The 17298-nt window shown below is 65.5% G+C and carries 15 protein-coding genes; 4 read left to right on the top strand and 11 right to left on the bottom strand.

Annotated features, from left to right (window positions below; translation table 11 throughout):
- Positions 1–73: 73 nt before the first annotated feature.
- Together V3314_RS11580 and V3314_RS11575 are read right to left on the bottom strand one after the other, a co-directional pair.
- The gene (locus V3314_RS11580; RefSeq protein WP_338460240.1) at positions 74–3154 is read right to left on the bottom strand and encodes a MexW/MexI family multidrug efflux RND transporter permease subunit; all 3081 of its coding nucleotides are present in this window, start codon (positions 3152–3154) and stop codon (positions 74–76) included.
- Positions 3151–4248 (bottom strand): efflux RND transporter periplasmic adaptor subunit, encoded by a 1098-nt coding sequence (locus V3314_RS11575; RefSeq protein WP_046616295.1) that lies wholly within the window; start codon positions 4246–4248, stop codon positions 3151–3153. The genes V3314_RS11580 and V3314_RS11575 overlap by 4 nt, the downstream gene beginning before the upstream one ends.
- Positions 4249–4333: 85 nt before the next feature.
- Between V3314_RS11575 and soxR the strand changes: the two genes are divergently transcribed.
- Entirely contained in the window at positions 4334–4789 is a 456-nt protein-coding gene (gene soxR, locus V3314_RS11570) for a redox-sensitive transcriptional activator SoxR (protein ID WP_338460239.1), read from the top strand.
- A 176-nt stretch (positions 4790–4965) separates the two neighbouring features.
- Here soxR and V3314_RS11565 read toward each other — a convergent pair whose 3' ends face one another.
- Entirely contained in the window at positions 4966–5262 is a 297-nt protein-coding gene (locus V3314_RS11565) for a DUF3144 domain-containing protein (protein ID WP_338460238.1), read from the bottom strand.
- A gap of 143 nt (positions 5263–5405) precedes the next feature.
- On the opposite strand from V3314_RS11565, the gene V3314_RS11560 reads away from it, so the two are divergent.
- Positions 5406–6266 (top strand): CAP domain-containing protein, encoded by an 861-nt coding sequence (locus tag V3314_RS11560; RefSeq protein WP_284386188.1) that lies wholly within the window; start codon positions 5406–5408, stop codon positions 6264–6266.
- 37 nt (positions 6267–6303) lie between these two features.
- On the opposite strand, the gene V3314_RS11555 is transcribed toward V3314_RS11560, so the two are convergent.
- Genes V3314_RS11555 through V3314_RS11535 form a run of 5 tightly spaced genes read right to left on the bottom strand, consistent with a single transcriptional unit; the run spans position 6304 to position 12143 of the window.
- Complete coding sequence (locus tag V3314_RS11555) at positions 6304–7488, bottom strand: acetyl-CoA C-acyltransferase (protein ID WP_135002554.1); 1185 nt, start codon at positions 7486–7488, stop codon at positions 6304–6306.
- On the bottom strand, positions 7485–7937 hold the full coding sequence (locus V3314_RS11550; protein ID WP_085601503.1) for a thioesterase family protein: 453 nt from the start codon (positions 7935–7937) through the stop codon (positions 7485–7487). Before V3314_RS11550 ends, V3314_RS11555 begins: the two co-directional genes overlap by 4 nt.
- Positions 7937–9100, bottom strand: a complete 1164-nt coding sequence (locus V3314_RS11545) for an iron-containing alcohol dehydrogenase (protein ID WP_108481439.1) — start codon at positions 9098–9100, stop codon at positions 7937–7939. Before V3314_RS11545 ends, V3314_RS11550 begins: the two co-directional genes overlap by 1 nt.
- Positions 9101–9132: 32 nt before the next feature.
- A complete protein-coding gene (locus tag V3314_RS11540) occupies positions 9133–10908 on the bottom strand; it encodes an acyl-CoA dehydrogenase C-terminal domain-containing protein (RefSeq protein WP_338460237.1) in 1776 nt (591 codons plus the stop codon).
- Positions 10905–12143 (bottom strand): 3-hydroxyacyl-CoA dehydrogenase NAD-binding domain-containing protein, encoded by a 1239-nt coding sequence (locus tag V3314_RS11535; RefSeq protein WP_338460236.1) that lies wholly within the window; start codon positions 12141–12143, stop codon positions 10905–10907. Before V3314_RS11535 ends, V3314_RS11540 begins: the two co-directional genes overlap by 4 nt.
- A gap of 83 nt (positions 12144–12226) precedes the next feature.
- Here V3314_RS11535 and V3314_RS11530 point away from each other — a divergent pair, with 83 nt between their 5' ends.
- Both V3314_RS11530 and V3314_RS11525 read left to right on the top strand, forming a co-directional pair.
- The gene (locus V3314_RS11530) at positions 12227–13150 is read left to right on the top strand and encodes a LysR family transcriptional regulator (protein ID WP_085601500.1); all 924 of its coding nucleotides are present in this window, start codon (positions 12227–12229) and stop codon (positions 13148–13150) included.
- Between the two features lie 101 nt (positions 13151–13251).
- Positions 13252–15213: an alkyl sulfatase dimerization domain-containing protein gene (locus V3314_RS11525; protein ID WP_153671706.1), complete on the top strand. Its 1962-nt coding sequence runs from the start codon at positions 13252–13254 to the stop codon at positions 15211–15213.
- An 82-nt stretch (positions 15214–15295) separates the two neighbouring features.
- On the opposite strand, the gene V3314_RS11520 is transcribed toward V3314_RS11525, so the two are convergent.
- Genes V3314_RS11520 through V3314_RS11510 form a run of 3 tightly spaced genes read right to left on the bottom strand, consistent with a single transcriptional unit; the run spans position 15296 to position 17278 of the window.
- On the bottom strand, positions 15296–15589 hold the full coding sequence (locus V3314_RS11520) for a DUF202 domain-containing protein (RefSeq protein ID WP_108481375.1): 294 nt from the start codon (positions 15587–15589) through the stop codon (positions 15296–15298).
- Positions 15582–15968 (bottom strand): DUF202 domain-containing protein, encoded by a 387-nt coding sequence (locus V3314_RS11515; protein WP_046616306.1) that lies wholly within the window; start codon positions 15966–15968, stop codon positions 15582–15584. The genes V3314_RS11520 and V3314_RS11515 overlap by 8 nt, the downstream gene beginning before the upstream one ends.
- Positions 15968–17278, bottom strand: a complete 1311-nt coding sequence (locus V3314_RS11510; RefSeq protein ID WP_046616307.1) for a DUF1329 domain-containing protein — start codon at positions 17276–17278, stop codon at positions 15968–15970. Before V3314_RS11510 ends, V3314_RS11515 begins: the two co-directional genes overlap by 1 nt.
- Positions 17279–17298 lie beyond the last annotated feature (20 nt).

Raw genomic sequence — 17298 nt, 5'->3', positions numbered from 1 at the left:
CAAACCAGCGCCATGCTCGATATCCCAAAACTTGCGCGATCCCTGTAGGAGCGGCCTTGTGTCCAGGTTTACCTCACATGTCCAGCGCCCGCTCAGCCTCCGCCAACTGCTGCCCCCGCACCGTGGTCACCCGATGGTCTCGCGCCAGCAAGGCATAGATCGTCGGTAGCACAAACAGGGTAAACAAGGTCCCCACCAGCATCCCGCACACGATCACCACCCCCAGGCCAAAGCGGCTGTTGGCCCCGGCGCCGCTGGCAAACAGCAGCGGAAGCACGCCGAAGGTCATCGCCGCCGTGGTCATCAGCACCGGCCGCAGGCGTATCTGCGCGGCGCGGACGATGGCGGCGGCACGGTCGAGGTTGTCACGCACCTGGATCTCGTTGGCAAACTCCACCATCAAGATGCCGTGCTTGCTGATCAGGCCGATCAGGGTCACCAGGCCGATCTGCGTGTAGATGTTCAGCGTGGCCCAGCCCAGCGCCAGCGGCAGCAGCGCACCGCAGATCGACAGTGGCACGGTCACCAGGATGATCAGCGGGTCCACCAGGCTTTCGTACTGCGCGGCCAGCACCAGGTAGATCACCACCAGGGCGGCGAGAAACGCCCACATCAGGGCAAAGCCCTCCTGCACGTACTGGCGCGACTCCGATTGCCAGTCATGGCTGAAGCCAGGTGGCAGTTCGGCGGCAAGCTGTTCGAGAAATGCCACGGCATTACCCATCGACACACCGGGCGCCGGGATCGCCTGCAGGGTACTGGCGTTCTGCTGGTCGAACTGCAGCAAGCGGTTGGGCGCCACTTCGATGTCCAGGTGCACCACCGTGGCCAGCGGCACCAGGCTGCCGTTTTCGGCACGCACGTACTGGCGGTTCAGCGCAGCCGGTGTCAGGCGCTGGTCCTGGATGCTTTGCGGGATCACGTCGTAGGAGCGCCCGAACAGGGCGAAGCGGTTGAGGTACTGTTCGCCCACCAGCACGCCCAGCGACTCGCCGATGGCCTGCATGCTGATGCCCAGGCTGGCCGCCTTGGCGCGGTCGATGCGCACCTTGACCACCGGGTTGTTGTAGTCGAGGTCGCTGTCCACCACGCTGAACAGGCCGCTGTCGCGGGCGCGCTGCTTGATCATCTCCATGGTCTGGTACAGCTCGGGGTAGTCCTGTGCGCTGCGCAACACCATCTGCACCGGCAAGCCACCGCTGGAGCCCGGCAGCGAGGCCACCTGGAAGGCGAAGATGCTGCTGCCCTCGATGTCCGCCACGGCCTGCTGCAACTGCGCCTGCACCTGCGCGGCGGAACGCTCGCGAACCTGCCAGGCGCTGAGGTTGATGCCGCCGAAACTGGCGGCCGGGCCGTCGGTGCCGTTGATGATCCAGGTGTCGGTGGTTTCGGCGAGGGACTTCATCACCTGGTCCAGTTTCAGGGCAAAGCGCTCCACATAATCCAGGCTGGCATGCTGCGGCGACTTGATGGCCGTCAGCACCGCCGCCTGGTCCTCGGGCGGGGCCAGTTCGCGCTGCGGCAGCAGGTATAGCCAAGGCAGGCTCAGGCACACCAGAAGCGCCACACCACCACTGATCCAGCGATGCGACAGGGTGTAGGCAAGTGCTCGCCCATAGGCCCCGGTCAGCATGCCGAACAGGCGGTCGGCCATGTTGGCCATGGCGCCATGCTGCTGGCCGGGTTGCAACAACAGCGAACTCATCACCGGCGACAGGGTGAGCGCGACGATGCCGGACACGATCACCGCCCCCGCCAGGGTCAGGGCAAACTCACGGAACAGCGTGCCGGTCAGCCCGCCCATCAAGCCGATCGGCGCGTATACGGCGGCCAGGGTCAGGGTCATGGCGATCACCGGCCCGGCGATTTCCCGCGCCCCGGCCAGCGCCGCGGCAACCGGCGACTTGCCCTCTTCGATATGGCGGTGCACGTTCTCCACCACCACGATGGCGTCGTCCACCACCAGGCCGATGGCCAGCACCATCGCCAGCAAGGTCAGCAGGTTCAGGCTGAAGCCGAACAGCAGCATCAGGCCTGCCGCGCCGAGCATCGACAGCGGGATGGCCACCACCGCGATCACCACGCTGCGCAGCGAACCCAGGCACAGCCAGATGACCAGCACCACGATCAGCATGGCTTCCACCAGGGTACGCAGCACCTCGTCGATCGAGGCGTCGATGAAGCGTGCGGTCTCGTAGGCCAGCGCCACCTCCACCCCGGGTGGCAGGGTCTGGCGGATCTGCGGCAGCAGCTGGCGAATACCCTCGACGATCACCAGCGGGTTGCCGGTTGGGGTGGGGAACAGCCCCAGGTGCACGGCGGGCTTGCCGTCCATGGTGGCGCTGGTCTGTGTGGCGGCCGCGCTCAGCTCGACGGTGCCGACATCGCGCAGGCGCACCAGGTCGGTGCCATCGTTGCGGATGATCAGCTCGCGGAAGTCCTCGACCCGGGTCAGGTCGGTGTCCACCTGGATACCGGCCAGCACGTACTGCCCACGCACCTGCCCCGGCGTCGCCTGGTAGTTGTTGGCACGCACCGCCTGCGCCACGTCGGCGGCCGTCACCCCGCGCCCGGCCATCTGCTCGCTGTCCAGCCACAGGCGCATGGCCAATCGCTGCCCGCCGAACGACTGCACCTTGGCCACACCGTCGATGCCGGAGAACTGCGGTTCCACCACCCGCGACAGGTAATCGCTCAGTTCGGGTATCGATAAGCTTTCGCTGGCAAAGCCCACGTAGGCCACCGCCGTGGAGTCCCCTGCCGACAGCTCCACCACCGGGTCGTAGGCCTTTTCCGGCAGGCGATAGCGCACCTGGTTGACCTTGGCCATGGTCTCGGCAAGCGCCTGGGTCGAATCGCGATTGAGCACCATGCGCAAGGTGATCAGGCTGCGCCCCTGCTGCGACGACGAGGACAGGTAGTCGATGCCCTCTACCGACGACACCGCCTGGGTGATCGGCTGGGTCACGAAGCCTTGCATCAGCTCGGCAGAGGCGCCCGGGTACTCGGTGCTGATGGTGATGGTGGAGGTTTCCAGCAGCGGGTACTGGCGGATCGGCAGCTTGCCCATGGCAAACAGCCCCAGCAGGATGATCAGGCTGCTGACCACCAGCGCCAGCACCGGGCGGCGGACAAAGAGGTCAGTGAACTTCACGATTGCCGCCCTCCCTGGCTGGCCTGCAGGCTGTCCTGCGCCACAGGCTCGACCGGCATGCCGTCGCTCAGTTTCAACTGGCCGGACACCACCACCTGGTCACCGGGCGCCAGGCCTGAGGTGATCTCCACCCGGCCCTGCCAGCGCTCACCAGTAGTCACCCGCACCCGGCTGACCCGGGTGCCCTGTTCCGGGTCCCGGGTAGCGACGAACACCGTCTGCCCGTAGGCGGTGTAGGTGATCGCGGTTTCCGGCACGGCCAGCACGCTTGACGGCTGCGCGGCATCCAGGCGCACGCCGGCGTACATGCCCGGCTGCAACTGCCCGCCCGGGTTCGGCAAGGCCGCCTGCACCTGCACCAGGCGCGCCTTGCTCACCACCGGGTCCACCGCGACCACCCGGGCCTGGAAGTCCTGCCCGCGCACCGCATCCACCGTCAGCGCCAGCAGTTGCCCCACGTGCACTTCGGGGGCGGCTTGTTCGCCCAGGGAAAAATTGACATGCAGCTGGCTGATGTCGGCCAGGCTGGCGATGGTCTCACCGGCGCTCAGGTACTGGCCCTGATGCACCCGGCGAATGCCGAGCTTGCCGGCAAACGGCGCGCGTATTGCCTTCTGCGCGATCAGCGCCTCGACATGCTGCAGCTCCCCGCTGGCCACGTCCACGGCGGTGGCCGCATTGTCGAGCAGCTCCTGTGACACGGCGTTCACCGCGCGCAGCTTGCGGCTGCGCTGCAGCACCACTTCGGCATTGCGTAGCCTGGCCCGCAACTGCACACGCTGGGCCTGCTCCGGGGCATCGTTCAGCTGTACCAGCAATTGCCCTGCACTCACCCATTGTCCCGACTCGAAGGCGATGCGGGTGATGCGCCCCGCCGTCTCGGCCGCCACCTGTACCTGGTTGACCGCCTCCAGTTCCCCCGAGGCAAAGTTCTGCCGTGCCAGCTGCACTTGCTCGGCCGTGGCCAGCGCCACCTTGGTCGCCGGCCATGCCGCCGTAGCCGGCGGCGCCGAGCCACTGCCGACCAATGCATAGGCAGCGGCCAGCACACCTGCAACAGCGCCAGCCCAGGCCAGTAACGTCCTTTTGTTCATGCAGTGCTCCGATCATCAGGAAAAGCGGTTGCGGGGAAGATCGGGCAGGACTATAAAAGCTCGAGTTAACTTGAGGTCAACAGGCATGGCAGCGGACAAAACACGGATGCTAACGGTAGGGGAAGTGGCCAAGCGCAGCGGCGTGGCGGTTTCTGCGCTGCACTTCTACGAGACCAAAGGGCTGATCGCCAGTGTCCGCACGGCGGGTAACCAGCGCCGTTATCCTTCACTGGTGCTGCGCACGCTGGCCATCATCAAGGTGGCGCAGCGCACGGGTATTGCGCTTGAGGAGATCAAGCAAGCCTTCAGCCGCTATGCGCCCAACAGCAAGCTCACGGCAGCGCAATGGAGTGAGATGTCGACCGCCTGGCGCGAAGACCTGAACGCCCGCATTCGCACCTTGGAAGCGTTGCGCGACAGCCTGGACAACTGCATTGGCTGCGGCTGCCTGTCGCTGGAGGAATGCCCGCTGCGCAACCCCGAGGATGTGCTGGGCAAGGAAGGTACCGGGGCGCGGCTTCTGGAGAAAAAGGCCCGATAGCCCGTCACCGGGTTTATCTCCACATCGCGTACCGCTGTAGGAGCGGCCTTGTGTCGCGAAAGGGCTGCAGAGCAGCCCCAGCAATTTGTGCGTTTCGGCTGAGGTCCTGGGGCTGCTCCGCAGCCCGTTCGCGACACAAGGCCGCTCCTACAAGGAAACCGCCTGCCCCATAGGGTTCAGTCGCCTTTACCGAGCACATACTGGTCAAAATGCTCAATGTGCTCGTCCAGGTTGTCCTCGAGCATCATCCGGTACTGCTCGCAGAAATACTTCAACAGCTCCTCCCGCGCGGCAGCCAGTTCGGCACTGGTCTTGAAACTGCGGGCACTCATCCAGGCATTGAAGCGCGAGGCGCCGAAGGTCAGCGAGGCACTGACCTTGCCCAGGTCTTCGATTTTCTCGATCTGCTGGTTCGCCAGTTCGATATGCGCATCCGCGCGGTCGTAAAAAGCCTGATCGGTAGCTTGTGTCATTGCGGTTTACCTTGTTGCAGCATTCACGTTGAGTACCCGCGAAAAATTGTACTCCGTACACGTGAACCTGTATTGAGCCGCACAGTCTTAGCCGAGCTTTCAAATCGGCCTTGCCGTCGTTATCCACCAGAGCCATTCACCCCATGCGCCAAGCAGTCCGTCGCTTCCCCTTTGTCTCGCTCTGCTTCATTCCTTTATTTCCCCTGTTTGCCAACCCCGCCCATGCCAGCGGGGAAAGGCAACTGGTGGCAGCCATCAACGACTATCGCGCCCAGCCACAGCGCTGCGAGCGGCGCATTGTCCGGGGCTCGACACCGCTGGTGTTGAAACCGAAACTGGCGTTGCCGGTCGGCTACAGCGGGGGTTTGCGGGAAGGATTGAAGGCTGCGGGTTATCAGGCGGTGAAGGTGCGGGCCATCCGCCTGGTCGGCGCGCGAGATGCCGAGGAGGCCTTTGACATGCTCCGCAGCGACTACTGCGCAGCCCTGCTCGATAGCCAATATGCCGATATCGGCGTCAGTCGCTCACGCAATGAATGGCGGGTGCTGCTGGCTCGGCCCCTGCTCGATGCCCAGCTTGACGATAGGCGATCGGCAAGCAACGCGTTGCTGGCACAGGTGAACGCTGCACGGGCGAAGCCGCGCCTGTGTGGTCGCAAGCGCTTTGCCGCTGCACGCCCGTTGACCTGGAACACCGCCCTGGGAACGGCGGCGCAGCGCCACAGCAGGGCGATGGCCAACGACAATTTTTTCGCGCACCGCGACCTCGACGGTGATCTGCCCGCGGATCGGGCATGGGATGCCGGCTACCGTGGGCGGCAGATCGGCGAGAACATTGCCGCAGGCCAGGGCTCGCCGAGCAAGGCGATGGCAGGCTGGCTGGCCAGCCCCGGACATTGCGCCAACCTGATGAACCCGATGTTTACCCAGGTAGGTGCGGCCTTTGCCGAAAACTCGCGTAGCGATAACGGCGTTTACTGGACGATGCTGTTCGGCGCGCCTTGACCGGCCCAGGCTCCGGGGCTGGCCAGACAAACCTTTGCTACAGCACTTCGAACAGCCCCGCCGCGCCCATCCCGCCGCCAACGCACATGGTCACAACCACGTACTTCACACCGCGCCGCTTGCCCTCCAGAAGCGCATGCCCGACCATCCGCGCCCCGCTCATGCCGTAGGGGTGGCCGATGGCGATGGCACCGCCATTGACGTTCAGCTTCGCAGGGTCTATCTGCAAGCGCTGGGCGCAGTAGAGTACCTGGCAGGCGAACGCCTCATTCAGCTCCCACAGGCCGATGTCGTCCACCGTCAGGCCGTGCTGGCGCAGCAACCTGGGCACCGCCAGTACAGGGCCGATACCCATTTCTTCAGGCGCAAGCCCAGCCACGGCGATGCCACGATACAGCCCCAGCGGCGCCCTGCCCGAGCGGGCGGCCAGGGCGCCTTCCATCAGCACGCAGGCACTGGCGCCATCAGACAGCTGGCTGGCATTGCCAGCCGTCACGCAGCCGCCTTCGACAACCGGCTTCAACCCTTGCAGGTCTGCCAGGGTGGTCGCCGGCCGGTTGCCTTCGTCCTGGCTGAGGCAGACTTGCTCATGGCTCACCGCACCGGTCAACTTGTCGACCACCTTCCTGCGTGCCGTGACGGGTACGATTTCATCGGCGAACAACCCCGCCGCCTGCGCCGCAGCAGTGCGTTGCTGCGACTGCAAGGCGTAGGCATCCTGCGCATCTCGGCTGATGCCATAGCGGCGGGCGACGAACTCCGCGGTTTGCAGCATCGGCATGTAGGCGTGTTCGCTCATGCGCAGCACGGCAGGGTCACAGGCCTCGCTGGCAAGCTGGTTGTGCACCTGCTGCACCAGGCTGATCTGCTCCTGCCCGGCGCCAATGGTCACCTGCATGCCATCGACAATGATCTGCTTGGCCGCTGTGGCGATGGCCATCAGGCCCGACGCACACTGGCGGTCGAGGGTCTGCCCGCTGACCGACTGCGGCAAACCGGCTGCCAGCGCCGAAAGACGCCCAGGGTTGATAGCGGCAGTACCACTCTGCATGGCGGTACCCAGCACCAGGTCCTCCACCTGCGCCGGCTCGATACCAGCCCGTTCGACGGCTGCGCGAATGGCGACGGCTGTCATGCTGGGGGTTTTCAGGTCGTTGAAGGCGCCACGCATGGCTTTGCCGATGGGTGTACGGGCAGTGGCTACGATCACGGCGTCTTTCATGGTCGAAATTCCTCAGGGGACAAGGGCTGCAATTCGCTCAACACCTGCCGCAAACGGGCAGGCACCGGGACTGGGCGTCGACCCTGCCGGTCGACGAACACATGGACGAAGCGTCCGGTGGCGCAGGCCAGGGATTGGCCCTGGATGAAAACGGCCAACTGGTATTGCACCGAGGTGTTGCCCAGCCGGTTTACCGCCAGGCCCACCTCGATGTCCTGCGGAAACGCTACAGGCGACTGGTAGTCGCAGGCCGAGCTGACCACCAGCGCAATCGCCGCGCCGTGGTGGATATCCAGTCCGCCCTGCTCGATCAGCAGGCGGTTCACGGCGCTGTCGAAAAAGCCGTAATAGACCACGTTGTTCACGTGCCCATAGGCGTCGTTGTCATGCCAGCGGGTGGCGATGGGCGTGAAGTGCCGATAATAGTCACGTTGCCGATGCACGCTCATCAGTAGGCCGCCTCGTAGATGGCCAGTGCATCGGCCTGGGTGACTTCACGCGGGTTGTTGACCAGCAGGCGCTGCTGTTGCATGGCATCTTCTGCCAGTTGCGGCAGGCGATGGCGCGGAACATCGGCATCGCGCAGTCGCCCAGGCAAACCGCAGCGGGCGCCCAGCACAGCCAGTTCCTCGACGAACTGGTCAGCCTGCCGGTGCAGGTCGCCAGGCTGCAACCGCGCGCCCAACAGGGGCACCGCCAGCTGGGCATAGTCCGTCACCGCGACGGGCAGGTTGAAGCGCAGCACATGTGGCAAAACCAGTGCGTTGGACAGGCCATGGGGAATGTGGAAGTGCCCACCCAACGGATAAGCCAGGGCGTGTACCGCCGCCACCGGGGCATTGGCAAACGCCTGGCCGGCCAGGCAGGCGCCGAGCAGCATGGCCTGGCGCGCATCCAGGTTGCCGCCGTTGTGCACGGCCTGGTCCAGGTTCTCCGCCAGCAGCCGCAGCGCCTCGCGGGCCAGCAGGCTCGACAGCGGGTTGCGCTTGAGACGGCTGGTATAGGCTTCGATGGCATGCACCATCGCATCGATGCCGGTCGCAGCGGTTACCGCGGGGGGCAGGCCGAGGGTGCACACGGCATCAAGTACCGCCAGGTCCGGCAACAGCAGGGGCGAGACGATGCCCATCTTGCTGGTGGCGCCGGTGGTGACGATGGCGATTGGCGTCACCTCCGAACCGGTGCCGGCCGTGGTCGGCACCTGGATCAACGGCAAGCGCCGGCCCTTGGCCTTGTCTATGCCATAGAGCTCGGCAAGCGGCTGGGTACAGTCACGGTGAGCCAGCAGCGCGACCAGCTTGGCGACATCCATCGAACTGCCGCCGCCAAAGCCTACCACCAGGTCGGCGCCGATATGCCGGGCCCGCTGGGTGGCCGCCAGCACACAGGCTTCGCTGGGGTCGGCGGTGACCTCGCTGAAGATCGCCACGCCGACCTTGGCCGTCGTGAACCCCGGCAGCAGGTCATCGAGCATGCCCAGGCGGGCGATACCGGGGTCACTGACGATCAGCACACGCCGTGCGCCGCGCTCGCGGCACAGAGTGGCAAGGCGCTGCACCGCGCCCGCTTCGCAGAGTATCTGTCCGGTAGTGGCAAAACTGAAAGGCTGCATCTGGCTCTCCTTGTGTCGTCGTTGGCCGAGCGCTAAAAGGCAAAGTCGCTCGCTGGCAGCGCCATGAGGCAATCTGCACCGCCCAGCAGGGCTTCACGGTGGGCGGTGGCACGGGGCAGGACACGTCGCCAGTAGAACTGCGCCGCGTGCAGCTTGGCCCGATAGAAACCCGTTTCGGCACTGCCACCCGCCAGGGCCGCCTCGGCGCGCATGGCCGCCTGCAGCCACAACGCGGCAAGCAGCACATAGGCCGAGTAAGCCAGGAAGTCCACCGAGACCGCGCCCATTTCCTGGGGGGCATGCTGGCAAGCCTCGACGACATGGCCGGCCAGTGCGCGCCATTCCTCCAGGCGCTGCCCGACCGCTGTCGCCATGGCATGCAGACCACCACCGGCACCAGCCGCCTCGACCTGCAGGGCCAGTTCATCGACCAGCAGATTCAGCTCGGCCCCGCCATCGCCCAGCAGCTTGCGGCGCACAAGGTCGAGAGCCTGGATGCCGTTGGTGCCTTCATAGAGCTGGGTGATGCGGCTATCACGCATCAATTGCTCCATGCCCCACTCGCGGATATAGCCGTGCCCGCCGTACAGTTGCACGCCCAGGCTGGCGACCTCCTGCCCGACATCGGTGAAGAACGCCTTGACGATCGGGATCAGCAGCGCCGCCCGTCGGGCTGCGCCCTGGCGTGCCTGATCGCCCGCCGCTGCGTGCTCCAGGTCAAGCTGCCGGGCCGTGTAGATAGCCAGCATGCGACAGCCCTCGGTGAGGGCCTTCTGGGTCAGCAGCATGCGTCGCACATCCGGGTGGACGATGATCGGATCGGCCGGCCTGTCCGCCGCAACCGGGCCTGTCAGCGCGCGCGATTGCAAGCGTTCGCGAGCATAGGCCAGGCCACCCTGGAAAGCCGCCTCGGCAATGCCCAGCCCTTGCAGGCCGACCTGGAAACGGGCGTCGTTCATCATGGTGAACATGCACGCCAGGCCCTGGTTGGCCTCACCCACCAGCCATCCCAGGGCACCGTCGAAATTCATCACGCAAGTCGAGGCACCCTTGATGCCCATCTTGTGCTCAAGCGCACCACAACCCAGCGCGTTGCGCTCGCCACCCGGCAGCAGCTTGGGCACCAGGAACAGGCTGATGCCCCGCACCCCGGCAGGCGCATCGGGCAGGCGGGCAAGCACCAGATGAATGATGTTGTCGGTCAGGTCCTGCTCGCCGCCACTGATGAAGATCTTGCTGCCAGTGATGCGATAGGAGCCGTCGACCTGCGGCTGGGCGCGGGTGCGCAGCAAGGCCAGGTCGGTGCCGGCCTGCGGTTCGGTGAGGCACATGGTACCGGCCCACTCGCCACTGACCATGGGCGCCAGGTAGGCCTGCTGCAGCGCCGGGCTGCCATGGCGATGCAGGGCCAGCACGGCGCCTTCGGTGAGGCCGGAATAGATGCGGAACGACAACGACGCGGCCATCAGCATTTCGTGGAAACTGGCCGAGGCCATTTGCGGCAGGCCTTGTCCGCCGTAAGCCTGCGGGCCGGTCATGCTGGCCCAACCATGGGCGACGTATTGCCGGTAGGCGTCGCGAAAACCGTCGGGCGTGGTGACCTCCCCCCCGGCCAACTGGCAGCCCTGCTCGTCACTGTTGCGGTTTAGAGGAGCGACGACTTCGCCGGTAAAACGCGCGGCCTCTTCCAGGATGCCGTCGAGGGTGTCGCGGTCCAGATCGATGCCCAGCTGCCGACAATGGCCGGCAACGTCGAACAGTTCGTGCAGCACGAAGCGCATGTCGCGCAAGGGAGCCTGGTAATTCATGCCTGAGCCTCCGCCAGCTGGTCGAAGCGCTTGCCCTTGGCCACCATCGAGTAGAGCAGGCCGGCCGGGCGCCAATGCTCGCCCAGTACGCTTTGCAGGTACTCCAGCCGGGCCAGGATGAATGCTGCACCCTGGTCATCGGCCCAGCGCATCGGGCCACCAGTGGCCGCCGGGAAGCCATAGCCGTTGAGCCACACCCGGTCGATGTCGGTGCTGTCGGCAGCGATGCCTTCCTGCAGAATCCTGGCCCCCTCGTTGACCAGCGCCAGCAGGCAGCGCTCGACGATTTCCTCCGCACTGATGCCCCGGCGACGGTAACCCAGGTCGTTGGAAACCTTGAGCACCAGGGCGTCGACCTCGGGGTCATGCTCGGCCTGGCGGCTGCCAGGTGCATAACGGTAATAGCCCTTCCCGGTCTTCTGACCCAGCCGGCCCAGATCGCACAGCGCATTGTCCACTTGCACCAGCGGATCGTGCATACCCTGCCTGGCCAGCTGACGGGCGCGCCATTCCAGGTCGATGCCTACCACGTCGTACATGCGGAACGGGCCCATGGCAAAACCGAACTGTTGCAGCACCGCATCCACCTGGTGCGGCAGCGCGCCTTCGAGCAGCAACTTGCGCGCTTCGGCCACATAACTGCGCAGCATGCGGTTGCCGATGAAACCCGGGCAGTTGCCGGCCACTACCGCCACTTTGCCCAGGCGTTCGCCCAGCGCCAGGGCGGTATCGAGCACCGCCTGGTCGGTGTGCGCGCTGCGCACTATCTCGAGCAGCTTCATGACATGCGCGGGGCTGAAGAAATGCAGGCCCAGCACCCGCGACGGTCGCTGGGTCACCGCCGCGATCGCGTCGATGTCCAGCGCCGAGGTATTGCTGGCCAGGATCGCCTCAGGTTTGAGGTACTGATCCAGGGCTCGGAAGATTTCCTGCTTGAGTTCAAGGCTTTCATACACCGCCTCGATCACCAGATCGGCCTGGGCCAGCGCGGTGTAGCCATCCACCGCCTGCACGCGCGCCAGGCAGGCTTCGGCCTCGGCCTGGGTTACACGCTGCTTTTCCACCTGCTGGGCCCAGGCCTGGCTGACCATGCTCAGGCCAGCGTCCAGGGCTGATGCGTTGCTGTCGAGCCACAGCACCGACAGGCCGGCACTGGCGAGGCTGATGACGATGCCGCGGCCCATGGTACCTGCGCCTATCACGGCCACCTGGTTGATCGGAAAGGGGGTATTCACGCGCAACGCTCCTGCTTGTTGTAGGTATGAGGACAGGCATCACCCTAAGCAGGCCGCAGGTATTTTTGAAATTTCCATTTCGTATGCCATATATTCTGGCCATGAATATTTCCAACTTCGATCTGAACCTGTTACGGGTCTTCGACATGCTGCTGCGCGAGCAGAATGTCTCGCGGGCGGCTGAACGACTGGCCCTGACCCAGCCCACGGTAAGCAACGCCCTGGCGCGGCTGCGCGACCAGCTGGGCGACCCGCTGCTGGTTCGTGTTGGCCGGCGCATGCGCCCTACGCCGCGAGCACTGGCACTGGAAGGGCCGATTCGAGCGGCGCTGCAACAGATCGAGCAGACCCTGGCCACCGGCGATGCCTTCGAGCCACAGCGCAGCCACCGTCAACTGCGCATCGCCCTCACCGACTTCGTCGAACAGCTGTGCATGCCACCGCTACTGGCACGCCTGCAGGTACTGGCCCCACACTTGCGCATCGATGTGGTGCACCTGGCTCCCAACCTGCCGGCCGAAGCGCTGGACCGCGGCGACCTCGATCTGGTACTGGGGCGCTTCGACGAGGTGCCGGCACGCTTCAGCCGTCGCCCCTGGCGGCGCGAAACCCTGCAAGTCGCGCTGCGCCAGAAGCATCCGCAACTGGCGCCGGACCAGGCGCTGGACCTTCAGGCGTTCCTCGGCTTGCGGCATATCTGGGTACACGGTGGCCAGACCCGGGGCATGGTCGACCAATGGCTGGCCGAACAAGGCCTGACCCGGCAAATTGCGTACACCACTCCCAACTACCTGCAAGCCGCGCATCTGGCTGCCGCCACCGAGATGTGCGTGGTGCTGCCGCGGCAACTTGCACAGCAGTTCGCGAAGTTGCTGCCCCTCACGGTGCACGAACTGCCCTTTGCCCTGGAGCCGTTCGAGCTGGAACTGGTGCACCTGACCCACCGCCGGCACGACCCCGCCCTTGCCTGGCTGGTGGAGCAGATCCTGGAGCTCCCGCCTGCCTGAGGCCATCAGCAAATGCGATGGCAACCATGCCGCTCTGGTATTGGCTGGTGCCCGAACCGGTCCCCTACAGTGGTCCGCCCCGATAACAACAAGGACACACCATGCGCTTCCCACTGTCGATGCTGGCGCTCGCCCTGCTGGCGCCCCTCCCGAGCCTGGCCACTACGGCGGCAAAGGACGCCACCCCGGCCACCCAGGCCAGCAACCAGCAATGGCTGCAACGCCTGCCCTTCGATGACCACCGGGATTACGAGGCGGCCCGGCGCGGGCTGATCGAGCGCTTCGACGGGCCGGTCGCGACCGCCGATGGCAAGACAGTGTGGGACCTGGGCCAGTACCGTTTTCTCGACCCGGCGCAGGCCCCGGCCACGGTAAACCCGAGCCTGTGGCGCATCGCCCAGCTGAACACCATCGCCGGGCTGTTCAAGGTCACCGAAGGCATCTACCAGGTTCGCGGCCTGGACCTGGCCAACATGACCATCATCGAAGGCCAGGACGGGCTGATCGTGCTCGATCCGCTGCTGGCCGTCGAAACCGCCAGGGCTGGCCTTGAGATGTATTTCCGGCACCGCCCGCGCAAGCCGGTGACCACGCTGATCTACACCCACCCGCACATCGATCATTTCGGCGGCGCGCGCGGGGTGATCGACGAGGCGGACGTCAAGGCCGGCAAGGTCCAGGTCATTGCACCTGAAGGCTTCTTCGAGCATGCCATCGGCGAGAACGTGCTGGCCGGTCCGGCCATGAAACGCCGCGCCCAGTATATGTACGGTGCCCCACTGCCCCGCGGGCCACGCGGCCAGGTGGATGCCGGCCTGGGCAAAGGGGTACCGGCCAATGCCACCGTCAGCCTGATAGCGCCGACGCTGGAAATCAGCCAGCCGCTGCAACGCATGACCCTCAGCGGCGTGGAGGTAGAGTTCCAGTTGACCCCGGGCACCGAAGCGCCAGCAGAGATGAACATCTACTTCCCTGGGCTCAAGGCATTGTGCATGGCCGAGAACGCCACCCACGTGCAGCACAATGTGCTGACCCTGCGCGGGGCGCTGGTGCGCGACCCGAAAGTCTGGGCGCACTACCTGGACCAATCGCTGTTGCGTTACGGCGACCAGGCCGAGGTGGTGTTTGCCCAGCATCACTGGCCGACCTGGGGCGGGCCGGCAATCCGCGAATACCTGGCTGACCAGCGTGACATGTATGCCTTCATCGATAGCCAGACCTTGCGCCTGATCAACCAGGGCCAGACACCGATGGAAATCGCCCAGAGCCTGGCCAGCCTTCCGCCGCGCCTGGCCAGCAAGTGGTACAGCCGCGACTACTATGGCTCGCTCAGCCATAACGTCCGTGCGGTCTACCAACGCTACATGGGCTTTTACGATGGCAACCCGGCCAACCTCGACCCACTCCCGCCGCAAGCTGCCGGCAAGCGCTACGTGGCGGCAATGGGTGGCGCCGATCAGGTGCTGTCCCAGGCACGCCAAGCCTTTGCCGAAGGTGACTACCGCTGGGTCGCGCAGCTGGTGAACCATCTGGTATTCGCCGAGCCGGGCAATACCGCAGCGCGCGAGCTCCAGGCCGATGCGCTGGAACAGCTGGGTTACCAAAGCGAGAACGCTACCTGGCGCAACGCCTACCTCAGCGGCGCCCAGGAGCTGCGCGGTGGAGTAGCCGCCGCCACCGGCAGTGGCGGCAATGCCGACGACATGGTGCGGGCACTGACACCCAGCCTGTTCTTCGATTACCTGGGGGTACGAGTGGATGCCTTCAAGGCGGCGGATAGCGACCTTAGCATCAACTGGCGCTTCACCGACCTGGGCGAAGATTACGCCCTGACCCTGCGCAACGGCGTGCTCACCCATCGCGACCTGACTCGTCACGCCCAGGCCGATGTGCAGGTGAGCATGAGCAAACAGACGTTGGACCGCATTGCCCTGAAGCAGACCGGGTTCCTCAAGGAGGCCACCCTGGGCGAAATCTCCATCGAGGGTGAGCGGGTGAAGTTCCTGCGCTTCATGGGCGGCCTGGAGAACGCCGATTCCCGTTTCAACATCGTGACCCCTTGAGCCCCGGCGTCTTCGCCAGCAAGCCCGCTCCCACCGGTACCGTCTTGGCTTTCAGACTCACATTGTACCTGTGGGAGAGGTTTCAGCCCCCGTTCGCCAAGCGGTACAACCCTGCCAGCGCCATCAGGCACACCCCGCCACCCAGCGCCAATACCGGCAGAATCGCAGGCTGACCGCGCTCGGCGCGCAACATCGCCAGGCCCTCGCTGTAGCGCCGCCCCTGGCGGGCCAACAGCATCAGCGTTGCGCAGCCCACCAGTGCGGCCAGCGGCAGGTCGCCCTGTCGCAAAGCCAGCCCCGCGACTGCCACCAGCGCCAGCCAGGTACGCCGCCAGGCCAGTTCGGTGCGTTCGGCCTGCAAACCCGGGTCAAGCATGCCAACGCGGCCACAACACGGCAGCGGCCATCAATGCCGCGACCAGGCAACCCAGTGCCAACATCGGCACCAGCGCTGGCAGCGGCAATGGCCGGCGTTGGCGCAAGGCACGCTCCACCCGCAGCCAGCGCAGGCAGGCGCCGGCGCTCAGCAGCGTGCTCAACAACATCAGGCCGCCGACCAGCCAAAGCCGAAGCGGCGCCTGCAGGGCCTGGCCGGCAAAGGTCTCGATGGCAATAGCACCTCCCAGCAACGCCAGCGCGGTACGGATCCAGGCCAGGAACGTGCGCTCGTTGGCCAGGGTGAAACGAGGGTCGGGCGCCTCGCCTTGCCCCAGCAGGCGCCGAGTCCAGTCCGGCCGTGGTTCGAACACGTCCATCAGCGCACGCCAAAGCTGCGCAAAGCGCCGGGAGAGAAATACGAAAGGCTGGTGCGAACATTGAAGTCAAACGGGCGACGCTGCTCGTTGATCAGCCCTGACGCATGGTAGCGGCCACTCTTGAGGTCATAGGTGACCTCCATTGCGTTGACCGCCACCTCGCCGCCCGGGTGGTAAAAGCTGTGGGCCTGTGATGTACGCCACAGCTGGCCGCCAGCATCGTAGCTGTCGGTTTCGAGAATGGCCCAGGTGTCTTCGTCCACATAGAAGCGTCGCTTGGCGTAGATGTGCTGTGCGCCGGGCTTCAGGGTCGCCTCCACCACCCACACCCGATGCAGCTCGTAGCGGGTGGGCGCCGGATTGACATGGCCAGGTTTGATCAGCTCGGCATAGCTCAGCTCGGGCGATGCCAGGCGGTAGCTGTTGTAGGGCACATGCAGGGCCTGCTTGCCCAGCAACTTCCATTGGTAACGGTCGGGGGCGCCATTGAACATGTCGCGGCTGTCGGCAGTACGCAGGCCGGCAGTGCCTGGCCCGGTGGTGTCGTAGGCGATGCTCGGCGCGCGCCGTACACGCCGCTGACTGGCACTGTAGACCCAGGACAAGCGGGGCTCGGCTACCTGGTCAAGGGTTTCATGGACCACCATGGCATCACCGGCAAGCCGTGATGGTGCCATCATGCGGTAGGTGAAGTAATACAGCACATTGCTTGCACCCAGCCCGCTCAGGCCTTCCGGGCGGGCCAGGTCCTGGCGCGCGCTCATCAGCACGAAGCGGCCGTTCTTGAGCGGTGTGACGCTGTCGGACATCTGAATGTAGCTGGCATTGCGGTGCCGGGTCAGGTGGTTCCAGATCACCTCCAGGCCATTGTCCGGCCGAGGAAACGCAATCACGCCACTGAACCCGCGCAGCCCGTTGCCCTGGTCATCCAGCTGCACCTGCACTGCGTTGCGGGCGGCCGAGGCGGCGACTCCGGCAGGCACCGCCACGCTGCGATGGGTAGGGTAGACCGGCAGTTCGAAGGTTTGCGGGAAGCGCTTGAGCAAAGCTACCTGGCCGTCGGAAAGCTGGCTCTGGTAAAGCCGATAGTTGGCCGCCGTGATCCGGTACAGTGGCTGCTCGGCGGCATACGGATCCAGCGGCGTGCCGTTGTCGCCCAAGCGCTGCTGGGCTACTGTCAACCCGCCTTGCCAGGCCGGGATACGGCCGTCCGGGCTGGCTGCACGTTCAGCACCCACAGGGGTCAGGTTGTCAGGCAGGCCTGCTGCAGCCAACCCGGCGCTGGCCCAGAACAGGCCGATCATCAGCATTCGCATTTTCATCATCATGC

The organism is Pseudomonas sp. TE3-3-F2023 (assembly GCF_036784815.1).
GTDB classification, from domain to species: domain Bacteria; phylum Pseudomonadota; class Gammaproteobacteria; order Pseudomonadales; family Pseudomonadaceae; genus Aquipseudomonas; species Aquipseudomonas pudica.
Note: the sequence above shows the minus strand (reverse complement) of the source record. Positions and strands in the feature narration are given on the sequence as shown.

Bases quoted from the DNA above. Each gene is read 5' to 3' on its own strand.
- V3314_RS11575 (WP_046616295.1), bottom strand. From the start codon at position 4,248: ATGAACAAAAGGACGTTACTGGCCTGGGCTGGCGCTGTTGCAGGTGTG.
- soxR (WP_338460239.1), top strand. From the start codon at position 4,334: ATGGCAGCGGACAAAACACGGATGCTAACGGTAGGGGAAGTGGCCAAG.
- V3314_RS11565 (WP_338460238.1), bottom strand. From the start codon at position 5,262: ATGACACAAGCTACCGATCAGGCTTTTTACGACCGCGCGGATGCGCAT.
- V3314_RS11560 (WP_284386188.1), top strand. From the start codon at position 5,406: ATGCGCCAAGCAGTCCGTCGCTTCCCCTTTGTCTCGCTCTGCTTCATT.
- V3314_RS11555 (WP_135002554.1), bottom strand. From the start codon at position 7,488: ATGAAAGACGCCGTGATCGTAGCCACTGCCCGTACACCCATCGGCAAA.
- V3314_RS11550 (WP_085601503.1), bottom strand. From the start codon at position 7,937: ATGAGCGTGCATCGGCAACGTGACTATTATCGGCACTTCACGCCCATC.
- V3314_RS11545 (WP_108481439.1), bottom strand. From the start codon at position 9,100: ATGCAGCCTTTCAGTTTTGCCACTACCGGACAGATACTCTGCGAAGCG.
- V3314_RS11540 (WP_338460237.1), bottom strand. From the start codon at position 10,908: ATGAATTACCAGGCTCCCTTGCGCGACATGCGCTTCGTGCTGCACGAA.
- V3314_RS11530 (WP_085601500.1), top strand. From the start codon at position 12,227: ATGCCATATATTCTGGCCATGAATATTTCCAACTTCGATCTGAACCTG.
- V3314_RS11525 (WP_153671706.1), top strand. From the start codon at position 13,252: ATGCGCTTCCCACTGTCGATGCTGGCGCTCGCCCTGCTGGCGCCCCTC.
- V3314_RS11520 (WP_108481375.1), bottom strand. From the start codon at position 15,589: ATGCTTGACCCGGGTTTGCAGGCCGAACGCACCGAACTGGCCTGGCGG.
- V3314_RS11515 (WP_046616306.1), bottom strand. From the start codon at position 15,968: ATGGACGTGTTCGAACCACGGCCGGACTGGACTCGGCGCCTGCTGGGG.
- V3314_RS11510 (WP_046616307.1), bottom strand. From the start codon at position 17,278: ATGCTGATGATCGGCCTGTTCTGGGCCAGCGCCGGGTTGGCTGCAGCA.